Source organism: Flavobacterium sp. FG19 (assembly GCF_057809475.1).
Genome location: NZ_JBMDKA010000029.1, coordinates 47,903 through 67,735, shown reverse-complemented (window position 1 = coordinate 67,735; position 19,833 = coordinate 47,903). Strand labels below are relative to the sequence as shown.

Below are 19,833 nucleotides of genomic sequence, written 5' to 3'. Positions count from 1 at the left end.
GTGCAGATTTTTTCGCCACGAATTCACGAATTTACACTATTTTTTTTGAGAAAGATTTACTGCAAATTCGTGAATTCGTGGCTATCAAAAATATCACCTCAAAGTATATCGCAATCCAATAAACCCTCGAATCGTTTGATTCTGCCCATAAACATACGTTGTATCAAAAGTCAAACCGTATGGATTATCAGGCGTAACCATAACTTTTCCGTTTGAATCGTATTGCACATTTTTATCAAAAGGATCGTTGGTTCTCGAAATCAAAAACGGATTATTCTGTTTTGGGGTAAAGTTCAACAAGTTTTTGACTCCTCCATACAATTCAAAGTTCTTCCAACCCGTAAACGTAAACTGAATATTCTGAATGCTGTACCATGGCGAATTTGGATTTCTGGGATCGTACTCGTTCAGCAAAGGCAGTTTCATCGGACTATACACATTTCCCGTATAATCCAGCAATAAATGCCAAGGCTCTATTTTATATGAAATACTCCAGGTTCCGGTAAATCTTTCGGTTAAAAAAGGTCTTTCCGAAATTCCGTCTTCCACATTTTTATTGTCTAAAACCGTTGCTCCCAAAATAAATTTCAAACCATTCGTAAAATTTAAATCTACATTAGTGCTTATTCCCTGACTTAAAGCATAACCATCAATATTATCATAAATAATTTTATTTGGATCCGTTTCGTAATCTGTCACAATCTTATTGCTGAATCTGGTATAAAAAGCGGTTGTTTCGATTCCCATAAAGGTTCCGTTGCCAAAGTTGATTTTCTGAATATAATTCAAATTCACATTTACCGATTTCTCTGGTTTTAAATCATTTTGAATGACTACATCTCTAGAACCCGTCAAAGCAGCGTGATCTTCAGTAAATAAATTCACAACTCTAAACCCAGTTCCTGCATTCAATCTAAAAATAGCGTTTTCATTGGCTTTGAAACGATAAGCAAATCTTGGCGTAAATATCGAACCATGAATGGAGTTATAATCGTATCTCGCTCCCAGCAAAACCTGACTTTTTGGAGAAAAGGTTATTTCGTCCTGAACAAAAATTCCTGGAAGCCAGGTTTTTTCAGCTTCATTTGTTGCGGGCGTATTGTCGTCATAATACGTATATCGGCTTGCAATTCCTGCGAGAAGATCATTTCTTCCTATTTTTTTATCCCAAGTCAATTGCAGGAAACCAATTTTTTGATTGGCTATATACGAAGTGGTTCCATAACGGCTGTCCTGATAATGTACATTTCCAGAGAAAGAAAGCATCAGTTTTTCTTCGAATGGCAATTGATAACTTCCAATTAATTCGGCTCGTTTGGTGTAAATGCTTTCTCCGTAAATTTCGTCTCCACCTCTATATTTTTTCTCCCAGCGACTGTCTCCTCCCCAACGATCTTCATACATTCCGCGCGCTGCTATTGTAAAAAGCCGATTATGATTGCGCTGAAAACTCCATTTATTAAAAACCGAAACTCGGTCAGAAAGTGTTACATCGGTAAAATTGTCGTTGTCTTTATCAACGACCTGATCATAATTGAAATAGTTGATTCCTAAAAGAGAAGTCGCCTTTTTACCCACATTGAACTTCATTCCCAAATCAAGATTATTTTCCAGATAAGTTGTGGTAAAATAATCCGCAGAAAACACTGGTGCATTGGTCGGATTTTTGGTAATAATATTGATTAAACCGCCAACAGCCTCACTTCCGTAAAGAGACGAAGCAGGACCTTTTACAATTTCTATTCGTTCCACCAAAGAGTTTGGAATTCCGGATAAACCGTAAACCGTCGAAAGACTGCTTACAATGGGCATTCCATCAATCATTACCAAAGTATATGGGCCTTCCAACCCATTGATATGAATATCTCCCGTATTGCAGACACCACAATTCAACTGCGGACGAACACCGTTTATATTTTGTAATGCATCATAAATACTCGGCGTTGGATTTTTTTTGAAGAAAACAGGAGAATATACCTCAACCGGAACGGCACTTTCTAAACGCTTTACAGGTTTTAAGGTTCCTGAAACCACTACTTCGTTTAGTTCGTTCTGATCTTCTTTTAATTCAAAATCCAGATTGAGATTCTGATTTTCTGATACCGTTATTTTTTGGGTCAAAGGTTTGAATCCAGTCGAGGTTACCGCAATTTTATATGTTCCTTCTGGAATATTTTCTAACTGATAATTACCAATAGAATCTGCTTGAGTTCTAAAGTTTGTATTTAATAAACGAATATCAATTTCCTGTAAAACAGGACTATTTGTCGTTATTTTTCCTGATATATTTTGCGAGTAAATGCTTTTTGTTGAAATTATTAATATTGTCAAAAATAAATATTTCATTGTTTTAAAATTAAATTTAGACAAAACTAAAAATTAAATTTGACAAATAATGATTCTGAAAACAAAAATTTTCAAACGGATTGAATTCAATATGTTAGAATTTTGTTTTTATTTAAAACCATATAAGTTATATAAGAAAATTAAGCCACGCTTTAAATGAACTTATATAACTTATATGGTTTATTTTTCACTTTGTGTAATCTTCGTCGATAAGTTCTTTATTGATAACCGCTCCAGCAAAAGAACCTGCAGAAACCGCAATCGCAACAGATCGCATAGGAGTTGTACAGTCTCCACTTGCAAAAACTCCCGTTACATTTGTTTTTTGCATAACATCAACTTTTACCAAACTTTGTTCGTTGAGTTCACAGCCTAGAGCTTCAGGAATTGGACAATGCTGTTCGAAAGGCGGTCTGGCATAAACAGCTTTTACTTCAACTTTTTGCTGATTTTTGAAAACTATATTCTGAATATATCCATCTTTATGTTCAAAAGATTCTATTTCTTCTTCAAAAATCTGAACGCCATGATTTTTTAAAGTTTTGATCTGCTCCAAAGTCAGTTCTGATTTTCCATTGGTGCATAATCTAAGATCTTTTGTCCAGTTCGAAATCAGTTTAGCATATTCGAACCCCATCTCTCCGTTAGCAATAATAGCAGTTTTCTCGTTTTTAACTTCATAACCATGACAATACGGACAATGTAAAACAGAAATTCCCCAACAGTCTGCGAAACCTTTAATTCCTGGAAGTAAATCTTTAACTCCGGTTGCAAACAATATTTTTCTTGAAGTAAAAACCTCGCCTGATTCCGTAGTTACTTCAAATCCATTTTCTTTCTTAACCGCTTTTACAGCAAGTCCGTTAACAAAATGGACTGTTTTATAAAGGTCAACCTGCAATTTGGCTTTCGCCGAAATCACTGCGGGCTTTTCACCGTCTTGTGTAATGAAATTATGAGAATGCGGTGTTTGTCTGTTACAGGGAAGACCACTGTCGATAACCAAAACCTGGCGCAGCGAACGTCCTAAACTCATTGCAGCAGATAATCCGCTGTAGCTTCCGCCAATGATAATCACGTCATAGGTATTATTGTCTTTCATTGTTTTAAATATTTAAGATGTTCTTGATATTGGAAAAAGATCATTTTTGGGAAACAAACCTCCATGATAATCTGTAATTTCATCTTCTGTACAAAGGCATTTTCTAAGTTCATTGAGAATTTCCATCTCCTTTATTTTCTGACCAATAAAAACAAGCTCGTTGAGTCGGTCTCCAAAATTAGCCGTCCAGCGTTCTTCTATAATATCCTGAAATTCAACAAAATTATTAAATGTCATCCGTTCACTTAACGGCATACTCGCCCACCAGACTCCTGCTCCTTCGGCCTTCATTGAACCTCCGGCCTGACTCCAGTTAATTGCCTGTTCCGGCCGGGATGCCATCCACAATAAACCTTTACTTCTAAGGATATTCTCTGGAAAATCTGAAGTAATAAAATTCCATAATCGATGGGGATGAAAGGGTCTTGAATCTCTGAATACAAAAGAATTGATTCCGTATTCCTCTGTTTCTGGTGTATGAATTCCTTCTAACTCTCTAATCCAGCCAGCGGCACTTTCGGCTTCTTCATAATTGAATAATCCGGTGTTTATAATCTCGTTCGGATTTACTTTTCCTAAAACCGAAGTGATTATTTTCGCCACAGGATTCAATTTCTGAATTGAGGCTTTCAGTGTTTGTAATGATTCGGGATCAATAAGATCGGTTTTATTTAAAACAATAACATTGGCAAATTCGACCTGATCGACCAAAAGATTCACTATCGTCCTGATATCGTTGTCTATATCTGACAAATTTTGTTCCTGCAGGGTTTTAGCCGAACCAAAATCTTTAAAAAAGTTAAAACTATCCACAACAGTAACCATCGTATCGATATAGCTAAATCTGGATAAATCAATACTGGCATCTTCATTTACAAACGAAAAAGTCTGGGCGACAGGTATAGGTTCGCTAATTCCTGTACTTTCGATAAGTAAATAATCAAACCTATTTTCCTTCGCTAATCTTTCTACCTCAACCATTAAGTCCTCGCGCAAAGTACAGCAAATGCAGCCGTTAGTCATTTCAACTAGTTTCTCTTCGGTTCTGGAAAGCGTATTTTGATTTTTTACAAGTTGCGCATCAATATTAACTTCGCTCATGTCGTTAACGATTATGGCTACTTTCAATCCTTCTTTATTATGAAGAATATGATTCAGAAGCGTAGTTTTTCCTGCTCCAAGAAATCCGCTTAACACCGTAACAGGCAATTTTTTCATTTGTGTGTAGTTTTATGATTTTTATAATTAATCAAATGCCCGATAATCATTCCGATGCCGCCAAAATAAATCAGATCCAGATGAATCTCTAAGAATAAATCGGTCAAAATACTGATCCAAATCAGACTCATAGAAACAATCAAAATCGACGAAACCAAAAGAGTTGATTTTTTCGTAATTTTGAAAATTGCTAACAAACCTGTTGAAGCAAATAGTAAATCGATGATTGGATTGTGACTCAGCCCTAAAGGAAGAATCGTTAAAAGTGGAAAAATCAAACAATGAACGAGACAAATCGTTGCGCTTGAAATTCCTAAAATATCGTAAAAGGATGTCGTTATTTTCTTCATTTCATGTACTTTTACTTAATGCAATTTTGTTGCAAATATACACATAAAATTCAACCGCAACAAAGTTGCGTTAATTTTTTTAATTTTAAAAAAAATGAAAACTACACGTAACACTACAGCAAAGACGGCCGTTTTAGAGGTTTTTGAGAAATCGAAAACAGCCCTTTCCCATTCTGAAATTCAAAAGCAGCTTCATGATATCTGTGATCGTGTTACAATTTATCGTATTTTGGATCGCTTGGTAAACGACGATATTATTCATAAAATCTCCAACCTGGACGGAACGGTAAAATATGCAAAATGCAATCATTCCCATCAAAAAGTACACATTCATAATCATGCACATTTCAGCTGTGAAAACTGTCATGAAATTACCTGTCTCGAAAATGTAAAACCAAGTTATATTATGCCTCATAACTATAAAGTAAAAGAAATAAACTTTACACTATCTGGATTGTGTCCAAAATGTTTGAATTCTAACATATAAATTTTAGACTCGCCTAAAAATATTGTTCCGCGAATATCATTTTTCTATATATTTGTGAAAACAATATATTTACAATGAGTAAATCTTTAGAAGAAGTCCACGAATCGGTTTCTACAGAACATAAAAAAACAGGTTTCAGAAAAATATTAGCCTTTTTAGGCCCTGCCTATTTAGTAAGCGTTGGTTATATGGATCCGGGAAACTGGGCAACTGATATTGCCGGCGGAAGCCAATTTGGCTACACTTTAGTCTGGGTTTTATTAATGAGCAACTTAATGGCACTCCTTTTACAGAGTTTGAGTGCACGTCTCGGAATTGTAACACAGCGTGATTTAGCGCAGGCTTCCAGGGAAACCTATTCAAAATATATTAACTATATTTTATACTTTCTTGCCGAAATTGCCATTGCCGCCTGTGATTTGGCCGAAGTTCTCGGAATGGCAATCGGGATTAACCTGCTTTTTGGAATTCCGCTTTTCGAAGGTGTTTTGATTACCGTTTTAGACACTTTCATTCTATTATTCCTGATCAATAAAGGAATCCGTAAAATGGAAGCTTTTATCATTGCTTTGGTTGCGATAATTGGTTTTTCATTCATTTTTGAGATGATTTTCGCAGAACCGGAAGTCTCTAAAATAATTGCCGGATTGGTTCCTTCTATTCCAAACTCTGCCGCTTTATACATTGCAATCGGAATTATTGGGGCAACCGTAATGCCTCACAATCTTTATCTTCACTCGTCTTTGGTACAAACCAGAAAATTTGACCGAAGCCCGGCTGGAATCAAACAGGCTCTTAAGTACAATTTGATCGATTCTACCATCGCATTAAACCTGGCTTTTTTCGTAAATGCTGCCATTCTAATTCTTGCTGCCGCGACTTTTCATAAAAACGGAATGTTTGAAGTTGCTGAAATTCAGGATGCACATCAGTTTCTGGAACCGTTACTGGGAACCAAATGGGCGCCGATCTTATTTGCAGTTGCCTTAATAGCTGCCGGACAAAGTTCAACGGTTACCGGAACACTTGCCGGGCAGATTGTTATGGAGGGTTATTTACATCTAAGAATCCAGCCTTGGGTTCGTCGTATTATAACCCGTTTAATTGCTATTGTACCAGCTTTAATCGTAATTTGGATTTATGGAGAGAGTGTTACCGGAAAGCTTTTGATTTTAAGTCAGGTTATTTTAAGTCTCCAATTGGGATTTGCCATTATTCCGCTTATCCATTTTGTGAGCGATAAATCGAAAATGAAAGGTTTTCACATTTCTAAAACTACTCAGGTTCTTTCCTGGATTATTGCTTCAATCATAGTATCATTAAATGCGAAACTGGTTTATGATGAAATCACTTCCTGGTTAGAAGGTTCGAATCATCCTGTAATTCTTTGGTTTACGGTGGTTCCTCTTGCATTTGGATTCTTAGGGTTATTATTATACATTGTTTTTAAACCTTTTATTGCCAAAGCAAAACTAAAAGCGATCAATCATTCTCCGCACAATCTGAAACTTCATTTTACGCCTAAAGAAAGTCAGACCATTAAAAGCATAGCCGTTTCTGTAGACTTTTCAAAAGCAGATGAAGCTGCCTTAAACAAAGCGCTGGAACTGGGTGGAATGGACGCCGAATATACTCTTATTCACATTGTAGAAACGGTTGGAGCTTTAATGTATGGTATTCATGTTCACGATCACGAAACTACGATTGATGAAAAGTTGTTATTGAAATACAAAGAAATGCTTTCTAAAAAAGGATTTAAGATTGAAACAGAACTTGGTTTTGGCAAACCAGCTAAAATAATTCCGGAAATCATTAACAGTGGCAGCTTCGACATTCTTGTTATGGGAACCCACGGCCATACTGGACTAAAAGATATTCTTTTCGGCACAACGGTAGACAAATTGAGACATAAAATTTCAATACCTTTGTTGATTGTTAAATAAAGGTGCTGAGATGCTAAGGAACTAAGATTTTAAGGTTTTTATTAAAAAGCTTAAATAGAAAACTTAGAACCTCAGCATCTCAGAACCTTAGAACCTCAAAAAAAAATGACCTTTTCAGAAGAAAACTACCTTAAATCGATCTATCATCTTACAGCAGCATCAGAAACTGAAGTAAGTACTAATGCTATCGCCGAAATTATGGAAACCAAAGCTTCCTCGGTTACAGATATGCTTAAAAAACTGGCGGAGAAAGATTTGGTAAATTATAAAAAGTATCAAGGTGTTTCTTTGACTGAAAACGGAAAACTGGCTGCCAAAATGATTGTGAGAAAACATCGTTTATGGGAAGTGTTTTTGGTGGAAAAATTAAATTTCAGCTGGGACGAAGTTCATGACATTGCGGAACAATTAGAACATATCAAATCGGAACAATTGATTAACCGACTGGATGATTTTCTTGGAAATCCAACCGAAGACCCGCACGGAGATCCAATTCCGGACGCTAACGGCCGAATTATTAAAATTGAAAAACAGCTGCTTTCTGAATTATCAGACAATCAAACCGGAGTTTGTGTTGGTGTAAAAGATACTTCTTCTGAGTTCTTGAAATATTTGGATAAACAAGGAATTGCTTTAGGTTCTAAAATTGAATTTATTTCTAAAGAATCTTTCGATTTATCGTTAAAGATTAAGGTAAACGGTATCGAATTATCTATTTCAAATAAAATTGCCTCTAATTTATTTGTAAAGCTGGTTTAGCGCTTTTATCCCTCAGAGATTTCTAAAGGATACACTAAGACTTAAAGGGGTTAGCTAACCATTCTTTTACGAATCCCTGTTTATAACTGATAATCCCGTCAACTGCGGGATACAAAAAAGAGCGATTAAGTCGCTCTTTTTTAATTTTATAAATCACAACAAATATGGAATACTGAATTGTTTAAAACAGATTTTCTGCACTTATTAAAAATCGAGATTGGTAAACCGTATTTCTAAATTGCGGATCAGGTTATCGGTCCTGTCAAGACTGAAAAGATTAATACGCTTTTTATTATTCGATTCTGTAATGATATAAAGCATAGAACGCTTAATCATATACCCTTTGATTTCAGTAAAAGTTAATTTCCTGGTAGTAAAGACATCTTTTGAAATAATAGCATCACTGGTAAAAATAACTCTTCTTTTAAAAGCATTCACCAGTAAAAGTACTCCCAAAATGATAGCGGCAAGAATCAACAGCATGATTAAACCATTGAGATAAATAGAAGAACAGCAAAAGCTGTATAATTTTGAAGCACTTGAATTCTCTGGCAAAGAGAGAAAAGGAATTAACAATAAACTGCTAAAGGTTATTATCTGCATTAATGAAAAAAAGAAAATAAAAGCTTTCAACCGGTCTGATACTCTGTAAACATTCATCTGAAATTATCTTTAAAAAATTTCGGCTAAAATAACGTATTTTTCTTACACTTAAGGGGTTAAATGTAACTTTAACATTATTTGAAAGACTTAAAATCGATCCGCAAAAAAGAATAAAACGATGACTCTTTTGAATGCTGTACTTTCTACAGAATACAACTCAGCCCCGATAGAAGCGGCATCCTTTTTCCAGTTTCTTTAGCCGGGAAAAGATAAAGCGGATAGCGGGATTAAGCTCCTGAAAAACTAAACAATTCCCTTCTCAATCATTTCCAGCATAACCGGAGAAGCATTTTTAAATGTCGGCGGCTGTTCAATAATACTTCCGGCGTTCTTTTTATTTACTTTGAAAGTAACATCATTATCTGTTGTAAACAAAAGTGCGGTTAAAAATGGTTTTTTGATATAAGTTCCTAAAATTAATAAAGCTTCATCTAAAGTATGAATGCTTTCGATTTCTTCTGTTTTGTAACGTGATGTCAGGGAAATAGAAAAAGTATTGTCTTCGTTGAGAACCAAACGAAAATAGATGTTTTTAATTTCGGTATCGCCCATCGTTTTAGCCAAAGTAAGTTTGGCGAAAGTTCCGTTTTGGATGCTTTCTTTAACGCGTTCACAAAAAAGGGCAAATATTGGTTCGTACATTTTTTTTAAGGTGCTAAGGTTCTGAGATGCTGAGATTCTAAGGTTTTTACAATCTTTGTCTATTATTTAACCGCAAAGGTCGCAAAGTTTTTTCGCAAAGGACACAAGGAAAATTAAAAACTTTGCGAACCTTGCGTAAATCTTTGCGACCTTTGCGGTTAAGAAAAAAATTTATTTCCCTGTAAATTCAGCTTTACGTTTTTCTAAAAAGGCTGTTGTTCCTTCTTTAAAATCCTGTGTTCCGAAACATTCTCCGAATGATTTGATTTCGGTATCGAAACCATTTTTGCCGTCTTTGAAATTGGCATTGATGGCTTTTATCGCTTTTCCAATTGCAAATGGTGCATTTTTAATGATTTTCTGAGCGATTACGTTGGTAAACGACAATAATTCTTCCTGCGGTACCACATAATTAACTAAACCGTAGTCTTTTGCCTGTTCGGCAGTAATCATGGCTGCGGTCATGATCATTTCCATGGCACGGCCTTTTCCAATTAATTGCGGCAGACGCTGTGTTCCTCCGTAACCCGGAATCAATCCTAAAGTAACTTCCGGCAATCCCATTTTGGCATTATCCGAAGCAATTCTAAAATGACAGGCCATAGCCAGTTCCAGTCCGCCGCCAAGCGCAAAACCGTTAACGGCCGCGATAACCGGTTTTTTAAGATTTTCGATAAAGTCAAATAAAGACTCTTGTCCTTCAGCAGCTAATTGTGCACCTTCCACAACAGTATAATTGGCAAACTCCGAAATATCGGCTCCGGCCACAAAAGCTTTCTCTCCACTTCCGGTTAAAACAATAACACGAACGTCGTCGTTTTGAGCTAATGATTGAATGGCATTACTCAGATCACTAATTGTGGCTTTGTTTAAAGCATTTAATTTTGTTGGTCTGTTAATTGTAATCGCAGCAACTTTTTCTTCGATAGAAATTAAGATATTTTCGTAGTTCATGACGGCTGATTTTATGAGTTTGTGATAGGTAAAGAAACCCTGAAAGTAGTTCCTTTTCCGTAAGTTGATTCAAAGGTAATTGTTCCTTTGTAATTTTCGATGATGTTTTTGATAATTCCCAGTCCAAGTCCCATACCGCTTGTTTTGGTCGTAAATTTGGGTTCGAAGATTCTTCCGATATCTTGTTTTTGAATTCCGATTCCGTTGTCTTTTACCGCGATTTCGACATTGTTATTTCTTCTTTTTACCGAAACTATTATTGATTTCTGGAACTGACTTTCCGGAATGGCCTGAGTGGCATTTTTAACCAAATTGGTAATGACACGTATCAATTGCGTACGGTCCATTTTGGAAATGATTTCTTCTTCCTCTTTTTCGAAAACAATATAATCTTCGTTAAAAATATCCAAAGCCAATTCAACCACTTCAACCACATTCAGCGTTTCATTTTGCTGAGCCGGCATCGATGCAAAGTTCGAAAATGCCGAAGCTACAGACGTCATAGTATCAATCTGCTGAATTAAGGTTTCAGAATAATCATTCATCTTCTGTTTCACATCCGGATCATTAGGATCGAACTTTCTCTGGAAACTCTGAACCGTCAGACGCATTGGCGTTAATGGATTTTTAATTTCGTGCGCGACTTGTTTGGCCATTTCGCGCCAGGCTTCCTCCCGTTCACTTTGCGCTAATTTTATGGCACTGATTTCAAGTTTGTCCACCATTCCGTTATAGGCTTTGATCAGGAAGTTGACTTCTTTACTGTTCGCCTCCAGAACAATTTTTTCGTTTTTCTGATCCAGATTCGTTTCTTCCAAACGATCGGAAATGGTTTTTAATGATTTTGTGATATAAGTTGAAAGAAAATAAGCCAAAGCAAAAGCCACAATCAGCATAAATGAATAAACCTGACTCAGACGAATCAGGAAAGTATTCAGCTCGTTATCATAATAACCGTCGTCTTCTAAATACGGAAGGTTTAAAATTCCGAGCGGTTTGAATTTTTCGTCTTTTATTAAACTGTAGGAGGATCGGTTCTTGACCCCGTCAATCGTTTTAATGTCTACAAAACGTTTTTCGATTGAGGAACGAACCAGTTTTAAAATATATTCCGGAATTGGCGGAGCGATTTTATCAACTGCAAAAGATTCTTTGGAAGATTTAAGCAGTTTCCCGTCCAGACTGTAAATATTGATTTCGATTTTGTGAATCTGGGCCAGTTCATGGATTTTATCTTTGAAAATCAAATCCAGATTCTGCGTTTTTAACGGATAAGTTGTAGTCGCCAGAACATAATTGATATGCTCTTTTACCGCATTTTCTTTTCGTTCCAACCGTTCCTGATGGTATTCTTTGGCCTCCGTTTTAAACTGAATAATAGAAATGGAAGCCAATAAAAAAGATGCCACAACAATTAATACAATCATCGACAGGAAAATCCTGGTACGAAGGGAAAGCATTGACATTTTGAAGTTTAGCATAATTTTAGTATTCAGTGTTCAGATTGTTAGTGTTCAGTTATTTTGCAAACGTGTAACTTTGTTTTAAAGTTATAAAACATATAAAATTTAAAAGACAATGATTGTAAACTGATCACTAAAAACTGACCACTGCCAACTATTTTCTCTCTCTAATTCGTTTGTAAAACCTAAATCCCAGCATAATTAAAACCGAAAATAAAATAATTCCGATTACGCCGAAAATCCAGTTGATGGCACTTTTTAAAACTACTAAAAATACAACAGCAAACAAAATAATCGTGGCGCCTTCGTTCCATAAACGCATAAAATTATTCGAATATTTTACCTCGTCTCTTTGCAGCTGCTTAAAAATCTGATGGCATTTTCCATGGTACAAATACAAAAGGAAAACAAAACATAATTTCACGTGCATCCACGGCATTTTTATCCAAATGTGACCTGCTTCTGTAAAAAACAGCATCCAAAAAGCAAAAATACTCGCCAAAACCGCCGACGGCCAGGTAATAATATACCATAAACGATAAGTCATTATTTTGTACTGCGCCTGCAGAATTTCTTTTTCCGGTGAAGGTTTTTCACTGGCTTCAATCTGATAAACAAATAAACGCACAATATAAAACAACCCCGCAAACCAGGTAATTACAAAAATAAGATGTAGTGATTTTAAGTAATTATAATATTCCATTATTATTTTGTTTCAGGTTTCAGGTTTCAGGTTTCAGGTTAATCAACTTTGAGAAAAACATGAAACTTTAAACCTGAAACTAAAATTTATTTCGCCCAATCGTTAATCCAGTTAGAAACCGTCTGGCACCATTCATCATCATCATTCAAACAAGGAATTGCCAAGAACTCTTCTCCTCCATTTGCTTCAAAATCTTCTTTGGCGCGCATGGCGATTTCTTCTAAAGTTTCTAAACAATCCGTAACAAAAGCGGGAGTTACAACTGCAATTTTCTTGATTCCTCTTTTGGGCATGTTGTCTATCTCAACATCTGTATAAGGTTCAAGCCATTTGTCTCCGGCCAATCTCGATTGAAAAGTAACGCAGTATTTGTCTTTTGGTATTCCTAATTGCTCAACTACTAAACGTGTAGTTTCGTAGCAATGCGTTCTGTAACAGAATTCAGCTTCCGGAGTTCCTACTTCACAGCACATTTCGTTGGTTACAAACTTTTTATGCGATTTCGTTTTGTCTGTTTTACGAACGTGACGCTCCGGAATTCCGTGATACGAAAACACGAGTTGATCGTAATCAAAACCTGCCAAATTCTTTTTAATAGAATCTGCTACATTTTTGATATAATCCGGTTTGTTGTAAAAAGCCGGAACATCTGAAAACTTCATATGAGGGAATTTCTTCTTACGGATTTCTTCTGCCAAAACTAAAATCGTCAAAGTCGAAGCCATCGCATATTGTGGATAAAGCGGAAAAAGTAAAACTTCGGTAACGCCCTGATCGCTTAATTCCTGCAAACCTTTTTCGATTGTCATAGAACCGTAACGCATGGCAAGCGCAACCGGAACATTTGATAAAGGCTGTACTTTTTTGTGCATTCTTTCAGAAAGAACAATTAACGGAGAACCTTCCTCCCACCAGATTTTTGCATACGCGTGTGCCGATTCTTCTGGTCTTTTTCTTAAAATAATTCCACGAACCAATAATGCTCTCAATAAATACGGAACGTCGATTACGTATTTATCCATTAAAAATTCATCTAAATAGGGTTTTACATCTTTTGGTGTTGGACTGTCTGGTGATCCTAAGTTTATTAAAAGTGCGCCTTTCATTATTGTTTTTTTGCTTTAGGCTTTAAGCATTAGGCTTTAAGCTTTTGTTTGTTTTTAAAAATTTCGGCAAAAGTATTTCATGATACTTTATTGGAATATGATATTTATTACTTTTTTATTATTGTGGAATATCGAAAATCAATTTCTCTCTCAGATTCTGCAGATATAGCAGATTTTTATTTTTGCTAATTCGAGAAATTTTTTTACGCAGATTTACACAGATTAAAGCAAATTTTTGCAGATTAATTCGTGAATTGCTTCCCTGTTCGCTATCGCTCAGGTCGTGGCTAAAAAATTAAACATTCGCATTAATCGACATCAAATATTTTTTTGGTGTTGTTCCGAATTTTTTCTTGAACGCGGCAATGAAATGACTTCCTGTGCTGTAACCAATTTTCAATCCTACTTCGTTTACATTATAAGAACCGCTGTCCAAAAGTTTTCTGGCAAAATCCATTTTATAATCGAACAAGAAACCGTAAACCGTATCGCCATAAATTTGTTTGAAGCCCATTTTTAGTTTTTTCAAATTCAGACCAATTTCATCTGCGAGTTCTTGCAATCCTGGCGGTTCGGCCATATTAGCAATTACAATTTCTTTTGCTTTTCTGATTTTCAAGACATTGTCTTCGTCAATTAAAAACGGACATTGTTCTGCATTTGGGTCTTCGGTTCTGTTGAAGTACAGACTCAACAATTCATATCCTTTTCCTTTATAATAAAGATTTTTAATCGATGGATGAAGATTGTAGTGAAACAACTGACTGAGCACAATAGCCATTGACGGACTAATATTTCCTTCGTTATAATACTTTTTATCCTTATTATCAGGACTTAAAAAAGTAATATAATCGGCTTCTGCAGAAAATAACGCATGAAATTTTTTGATCGATACAATTACCGAAATCGCCCACGAGTTTGGAGCCAGTTCTAAATTCAGCGGTAATTCTTTCTGAGGGTTATACAACAGCAGTGATTTTTCTTCTTTCAATTCTAAAGCATAATTACCCTGATTGAATAAAAATCTGGCCTTGCCTTTTATTCCAAAGTGAAACTGTATCAGGCCCGTACCTACTATTTCGTGCTGTGCATAAAAAGGTTCAGAACCATCGTTTTGAAAACGAATCAGCGTAAAGTCGTCTTCAATTTTTATAACTTCCTGAGAACTCATAGCGATATTTTTTTGAAACGAAAATCAAAACAAATGCAAAATGTTATTTAGAATGACTCTAAACAAATCATTTCAAATGACTTGATTTTGCTACAAAAGTACTCCTTTTTGCATAAAAACAGACGTTTAGAATCAAAAAATCACGAAGCGATACAAAAAGTACTTTTAGCGTTACTTTTATAAACACTATAATAATAATTTTGTTGCACTTTTATGAAAGTGAATTTATGGAAAACAATAACGTACCGAAACACCTTTATTTTTACTCAGTTGGTCTGAGTTATAAAAAAGCTGATGCTGAGGTCAGAGGTCAATTTAGCCTGGATGCTGTTGCAAAGACACGTTTGCTGGAACAGGCTAAAAACGATGGAATAGAAAGTTTAATAGTTACTTCAACCTGCAACAGAACCGAAATCTACGGTTTTGCTGAACATCCATTTCAATTAATAAAATTGATTTGCGATAATAGTAACGGATCTGTAGATGCTTTTCAAAAAGTGGGATTCGTTTACAAGAATCAGGAAGCAATCAATCACTTATTTCGTGTAGGAACTGGTCTAGACAGTCAGATCTTAGGCGATTTTGAAATTATATCTCAAATAAAAACCAGTTTTACGCATTCAAAATCAATGGGTTTGGCCAATGCTTTTATGGAAAGACTGGTAAATGCGGTAATTCAGGCCAGTAAAAGAATCAAAACGGAAACAGAAATCAGTTCCGGAGCCACTTCGGTTTCTTTTGCTTCTGTACAATATATTCTTAAAAACGTTGAAGATATCAGCAACAAAAACATTTTACTTTTCGGAACTGGAAAAATCGGAAGAAATACCTGCGAGAATTTAGTAAAACACACTAAAAATGAGCATATCACTTTAATCAACCGAACTAAAGACAAAGCCGAGAAACTGGCCGGAAAACTAAATTTGATTGTTAAAGATTATTCTGAATTACATTTAGAACTTCAAAAAGCCGATGTTGTGGTTGTAGCAACCGGCGCGCAAAACCCAACAGTGGATAAAGCGATTTTGAATCTTAAAAAACCTTTACTGATTCTGGATTTATCGATTCCGAAAAACGTAAATGAAAACGTAGAGGAATTAGAAGGTGTAACGTTGATCCATATGGATTATTTGTCTCAATTGACAGATGAAACTTTGGAAAACAGAAAATTACACATTCCGGCTGCCGAAGCGATTATTGAAGAAATCAAAGAAGAGTTTGTTACCTGGATGAAAGGCCGAAAATTTGCACCTACTATCAATGCGTTAAAAGACAAACTAAACGCTATTAAAAATTCGGAATTGGATTTTCAAAGCAAAAAAATCGCTGATTTCAACGAAGAACAAGCTGAAATCATCAGTAACCGAATCATCCAGAAAATCACTACGCATTTTGCAAATCATTTAAAAGACGACGATACCATGGTTGATGAAAGCATCGAATGGATCGAAAAAGTCTTCAAGATAAAAGCATCTTAAATTTGAATTTTACCATTAAGGCATTAAGATAATTAAGTCAATCCTTGTCGAAGAGAATTAAGCCAAACTATTTTATAAACGCAAAGCTTAATTAACTTAATATCTTAATGGTAAAAACAATAAATAAGTTCTATGACAAAAAAAGAGGTTACACAATTAGCTTACGAAATTACAGGTTTTGCCATTAAAGTGCATAAAGCTTTGGGTCCTGGACTTTTAGAAAGTATCTATGAAAAATGCCTCAAATATGAATTAGAACGAAACGGATATGATGTAAAACAGCAATTAGTTGTGAAAATTGATTATTACGATCTTGAATTTGAATCTGATTTACGAATCGATCTACTTGTAAATGATTGTGTGGTTGTTGAATTAAAAGCAATAGAAAGTTTATTACCAATTCACGAAGCACAATTATTAACATACATGAAATTATTACAAAGACCTCAAGGCTTATTGATAAATTTCAACACAACTAACATTACAAAATCAATGAAACCTCTTGTGAATGATCATTTTGCAAGATTAAGAGATTAAATATTTTGAACCATTAAGAGATTAAGAAAATTAAGCTTAATGCTCTATGACAAAGAAAAGCTTAATTAACTTAATGCCTTAATGGTAAAATAAAAAAACATGGCAGAAAAAACAATCAGAATAGGAACGCGTGACAGCGAATTAGCACTTTGGCAGGCACACACTGTAGAGAAAAAACTAAACGATTTAGGTTACAAAACCTCCATTGCTGCTGTAAAATCTCAAGGTGATATTATTCTGGATAAGCCGCTTTACGAATTAGGAATCACCGGAATCTTCACCAAAACCTTAGACATCGCTATGATTAATGGCGATTGTGATATTGCTGTACATTCTATGAAAGATGTTCCGACTGCTTTGCCAAAAGGAATTGTTCAGGGAGCTGTTCTGCCAAGAGCCAGTGTTCTGGATATTTTAGTTCATAAAGGAAATCCCGATTTTACAAATCCAAGTACCATTGCAACCGGAAGTTTACGTCGTCAGGCGCAATGGTTCAATAAATACCCAAACCATACTGTCGTGGATTTACGCGGAAACGTAAACACTCGTATGCAAAAGCTTCAGGACAATAATTGGGACGGAGCTGTTTTTGCGGCTGCAGGTTTAGAACGCATTAACTTAAAACCTGAAAATTATATCAATTTAGACTGGATGATTCCGGCACCGGCACAAGGCGCAATGCTTGTGGTGGCAATGGAAAATGACAATTATACCTTAGATGCGCTTTCGCAGTTAAATGATATCGAAACCGAAATCTGTACGTACATTGAGCGTCAGTTTTTGAGAACACTTGAAGGCGGCTGTACAGCACCAATCGGATCTCTGGTTACCTATAATGAAGACGAAGATACTTTGCATTTCCAGGGAGTTTTACTTTCTATTGATGGAAAACAAAAACTGGAAATCGATAAAACAGTCGATATTTCGGAATGGAAAAAACTAGGTTTCAACTGTGCTCAGGAAATCTTAAATAATGGCGGAACGGAATTAATGAAGCAGATTAAAGAAACTCTGAAAAAATAATGGCAAACCCAGTTCAAATACTCTCTACAAAAATATTATCTCCCCTTCATAAACAAGAGTTAATGAAATATGGCGTTGAACTCATCGAAGCCGATTTCATTAAAACCGAAAACAAACCTTTTGAATTAAAAGACCTCAACGAGAGTTTAATTTTTACAAGTCAAAATGCTGTTCATAGCGTTTTATCAAATCCCAAATCGGAAGAATTAATCCCGAAGCTTCGGGAAAAAAACGTGTACTGCGTTGGACTTAAAACCAAAAATCTTTTAGAAGAAAACGGTTTTACTGTTGTGGCTTACACTGGTTACGCTTCAGATTTAGCAGAAATTATCACTTTGATTTACAACAAAGAAAGTTACACTTTTTTCAGCGGTAACCTGAGGAGAGATACACTGCCGGAAGCTTTGAAAGAAGCTGGAATACAATTCAACGAAATTCAGGTTTATGAAACTACACTGCAGCCTCAGAAATTAAAAGCAAATCCCGAAGCGATTTTGTTTTTTAGTCCGTCTGGAGTTAAAAGTTATTTGAAACATAATACTATAAACAAACAAATCTGCTTTTGCATTGGCGACACCACCGCAGAAGCTTTATCAAAAATCACAAAGAACATCATCATCGCAGATCAGCCCACAATTGAAGATGTGATCGAAGATGTAATTCAGGAATATAAATAACAATAACAAACCCGACAGGTTTTGAAAACCTGTCGGGTTTAAAACATAGAAAATCCATGTTAAAAAACGACCTATTTTTAAAAGCATTAAAAGGAGAAACAGTTCAGCGTCCGCCAGTATGGATGATGCGCCAGGCCGGAAGGTATTTACCGGAATTTATTGAATTACGTGATAAATACGATTTTTTTACACGCTGTCAGACTCCGGAATTAGCCGCTGAAATCACCGTTCAGCCTATTCGCAGAATCGCTCCCGATGCCGCTATTTTATTCTCGGATATTTTGGTAGTACCACAGGCAATGGGAATCGAGGTTTTAATGAAAGAAAACATTGGGCCGTTTATTCCAAATCCAATTCGTTCTATGGCAGATGTTCAGAGAGTTTACGTTCCGGATATTCAGGAGAGTCTGGGTTATGTAATGGATGCCATTAAACTGACTAAAGAAATGCTGAATGATGAAGTGCCGTTAATTGGTTTTGCAGGTTCTCCATGGACTATTTTCTGTTATGCTGTTGAAGGAAGAGGCTCAAAGAGTTTTGATATGGCAAAAGGATTTTGTTTTTCAAATCCAACAGCTGCTCATACTTTATTGCAAAAAATTACCGATACTACTATTTTATATTTAAAAGAAAAAGTAAAAGCCGGCGTTAATGCCGTACAAATTTTTGATTCATGGGGAGGAATGCTGTCTCCGGTTGATTATCAGGAATTTTCATGGAAATATATTAATCAGATTGTTGAAGCTTTAGCTGATTTAACTCCGGTTATTGTTTTTGGAAAAGGCTGCTGGTTTGCTCTTGGCGAAATGGGTAAAAGCCGTGCTTCTGCTCTTGGAGTAGACTGGACTTGTTCTGCAAGAAATGCCCGTTATTTGTCTGGAGGAAATATTACTTTACAAGGTAACTTTGATCCGTCGAGATTACTTTCGCCAATTCCGACGATTAAGAAAATGGTTCACGAAATGATCGATGAGTTTGGAAAAGACAAATATGTTGTAAATTTAGGTCACGGAATTTTACCAAATATTCCTGTAGATCACGCAAAAGCGTTTATTGACGCAGTTAAGGAATATGGGAATTAAGTGTTCAGTTTTCAGGAATTAGTATTCAGATTTCAGTCAAAGTATTTCGTTTAGCTTCCTGCAAGGTTTTCAAAACCTTGTAGGTTTATAAATTATTAAAAAATAAAAAGTATAACTAGAAGAAATACC

At 35.6% G+C, this 19,833-nt stretch carries 19 protein-coding genes; 8 read left to right on the top strand and 11 right to left on the bottom strand.

The features are described from left to right. Nucleotides 1-93: 93 nt before the first annotated feature. The 4 genes from ACODST_RS23010 to ACODST_RS22995 all read right to left on the bottom strand — a co-directional run bounded on the left by ACODST_RS23010 (nt 94) and on the right by ACODST_RS22995 (nt 5,016). Nucleotides 94-2,346 (bottom strand): TonB-dependent receptor, encoded by a 2,253-nt coding sequence (locus tag ACODST_RS23010; RefSeq protein WP_488934435.1) that lies wholly within the window; start codon nt 2,344-2,346, stop codon nt 94-96. A gap of 187 nt (nt 2,347-2,533) precedes the next feature. Next, nucleotides 2,534-3,448 (bottom strand): NAD(P)/FAD-dependent oxidoreductase, encoded by a 915-nt coding sequence (locus ACODST_RS23005; RefSeq protein ID WP_488934434.1) that lies wholly within the window; start codon nt 3,446-3,448, stop codon nt 2,534-2,536. Nucleotides 3,449-3,460: 12 nt separating this feature from the next. Further along, entirely contained in the window at nt 3,461-4,666 is a 1,206-nt protein-coding gene (locus ACODST_RS23000; protein WP_488934433.1) for a GTP-binding protein, read from the bottom strand. Then, on the bottom strand, nt 4,663-5,016 hold the full coding sequence (locus ACODST_RS22995; RefSeq protein WP_488934432.1) for a MerC domain-containing protein: 354 nt from the start codon (nt 5,014-5,016) through the stop codon (nt 4,663-4,665). The genes ACODST_RS23000 and ACODST_RS22995 overlap by 4 nt, the downstream gene beginning before the upstream one ends. Nucleotides 5,017-5,110: 94 nt before the next feature. On the opposite strand from ACODST_RS22995, the gene ACODST_RS22990 reads away from it, so the two are divergent. The 3 genes from ACODST_RS22990 (at nt 5,111) to ACODST_RS22980 (ending at nt 8,205) form a co-directional block, all read left to right on the top strand. Beyond that, complete coding sequence (locus tag ACODST_RS22990) at nt 5,111-5,503, top strand: Fur family transcriptional regulator (protein ID WP_488934431.1); 393 nt, start codon at nt 5,111-5,113, stop codon at nt 5,501-5,503. A 74-nt stretch (nt 5,504-5,577) separates the two neighbouring features. Next, the gene (locus ACODST_RS22985) at nt 5,578-7,446 is read left to right on the top strand and encodes an Nramp family divalent metal transporter (RefSeq protein ID WP_488934430.1); all 1,869 of its coding nucleotides are present in this window, start codon (nt 5,578-5,580) and stop codon (nt 7,444-7,446) included. A 105-nt stretch (nt 7,447-7,551) separates the two neighbouring features. After that, nucleotides 7,552-8,205: a metal-dependent transcriptional regulator gene (locus ACODST_RS22980; protein ID WP_488934429.1), complete on the top strand. Its 654-nt coding sequence runs from the start codon at nt 7,552-7,554 to the stop codon at nt 8,203-8,205. Nucleotides 8,206-8,409: 204 nt separating this feature from the next. On the opposite strand, the gene ACODST_RS22975 is transcribed toward ACODST_RS22980, so the two are convergent. From ACODST_RS22975 to ACODST_RS22945, 7 genes are all read right to left on the bottom strand, one after another. Continuing rightward, nucleotides 8,410-8,865, bottom strand: a complete 456-nt coding sequence (locus ACODST_RS22975) for a hypothetical protein (protein WP_488934428.1) — start codon at nt 8,863-8,865, stop codon at nt 8,410-8,412. Nucleotides 8,866-9,111: 246 nt separating this feature from the next. Next, the gene (locus ACODST_RS22970) at nt 9,112-9,510 is read right to left on the bottom strand and encodes a hypothetical protein (protein WP_135223591.1); all 399 of its coding nucleotides are present in this window, start codon (nt 9,508-9,510) and stop codon (nt 9,112-9,114) included. A gap of 171 nt (nt 9,511-9,681) precedes the next feature. Continuing rightward, nucleotides 9,682-10,464, bottom strand: a complete 783-nt coding sequence (locus ACODST_RS22965) for an enoyl-CoA hydratase/isomerase family protein (protein ID WP_488934427.1) — start codon at nt 10,462-10,464, stop codon at nt 9,682-9,684. Between the two features lie 11 nt (nt 10,465-10,475). Next, nucleotides 10,476-11,891 (bottom strand): ATP-binding protein, encoded by a 1,416-nt coding sequence (locus tag ACODST_RS22960; protein WP_488934446.1) that lies wholly within the window; start codon nt 11,889-11,891, stop codon nt 10,476-10,478. Nucleotides 11,892-12,081: 190 nt separating this feature from the next. Next, the gene (locus tag ACODST_RS22955) at nt 12,082-12,630 is read right to left on the bottom strand and encodes a CopD family protein (protein WP_488934426.1); all 549 of its coding nucleotides are present in this window, start codon (nt 12,628-12,630) and stop codon (nt 12,082-12,084) included. An 86-nt stretch (nt 12,631-12,716) separates the two neighbouring features. Beyond that, nucleotides 12,717-13,736 carry a ferrochelatase gene (gene hemH / locus ACODST_RS22950; RefSeq protein WP_488934425.1) on the bottom strand — a complete coding sequence of 340 codons (1,020 nt, stop codon included), beginning with the start codon at nt 13,734-13,736 and terminating at the stop codon, nt 12,717-12,719. Between the two features lie 295 nt (nt 13,737-14,031). Beyond that, entirely contained in the window at nt 14,032-14,907 is an 876-nt protein-coding gene (locus ACODST_RS22945) for an AraC family transcriptional regulator (RefSeq protein WP_488934424.1), read from the bottom strand. Nucleotides 14,908-15,134: 227 nt separating this feature from the next. Between ACODST_RS22945 and hemA the strand changes: the two genes are divergently transcribed. The 5 genes from hemA (at nt 15,135) to hemE (ending at nt 19,704) form a co-directional block, all read left to right on the top strand. Then, nucleotides 15,135-16,385 (top strand): glutamyl-tRNA reductase, encoded by a 1,251-nt coding sequence (gene hemA / locus ACODST_RS22940; RefSeq protein WP_488934423.1) that lies wholly within the window; start codon nt 15,135-15,137, stop codon nt 16,383-16,385. 132 nt (nt 16,386-16,517) lie between these two features. Beyond that, nucleotides 16,518-16,922 carry a GxxExxY protein gene (locus ACODST_RS22935; protein WP_488934422.1) on the top strand — a complete coding sequence of 135 codons (405 nt, stop codon included), beginning with the start codon at nt 16,518-16,520 and terminating at the stop codon, nt 16,920-16,922. A 99-nt stretch (nt 16,923-17,021) separates the two neighbouring features. Next, entirely contained in the window at nt 17,022-17,945 is a 924-nt protein-coding gene (gene hemC, locus ACODST_RS22930; RefSeq protein ID WP_488934421.1) for a hydroxymethylbilane synthase, read from the top strand. After that, nucleotides 17,945-18,622 (top strand): uroporphyrinogen-III synthase, encoded by a 678-nt coding sequence (locus tag ACODST_RS22925; RefSeq protein ID WP_488934420.1) that lies wholly within the window; start codon nt 17,945-17,947, stop codon nt 18,620-18,622. Before hemC ends, ACODST_RS22925 begins: the two co-directional genes overlap by 1 nt. Before the next feature lie 56 nt (nt 18,623-18,678). Then, entirely contained in the window at nt 18,679-19,704 is a 1,026-nt protein-coding gene (gene hemE, locus ACODST_RS22920; RefSeq protein WP_488934419.1) for a uroporphyrinogen decarboxylase, read from the top strand. Nucleotides 19,705-19,833: the final 129 nt, after the last annotated feature.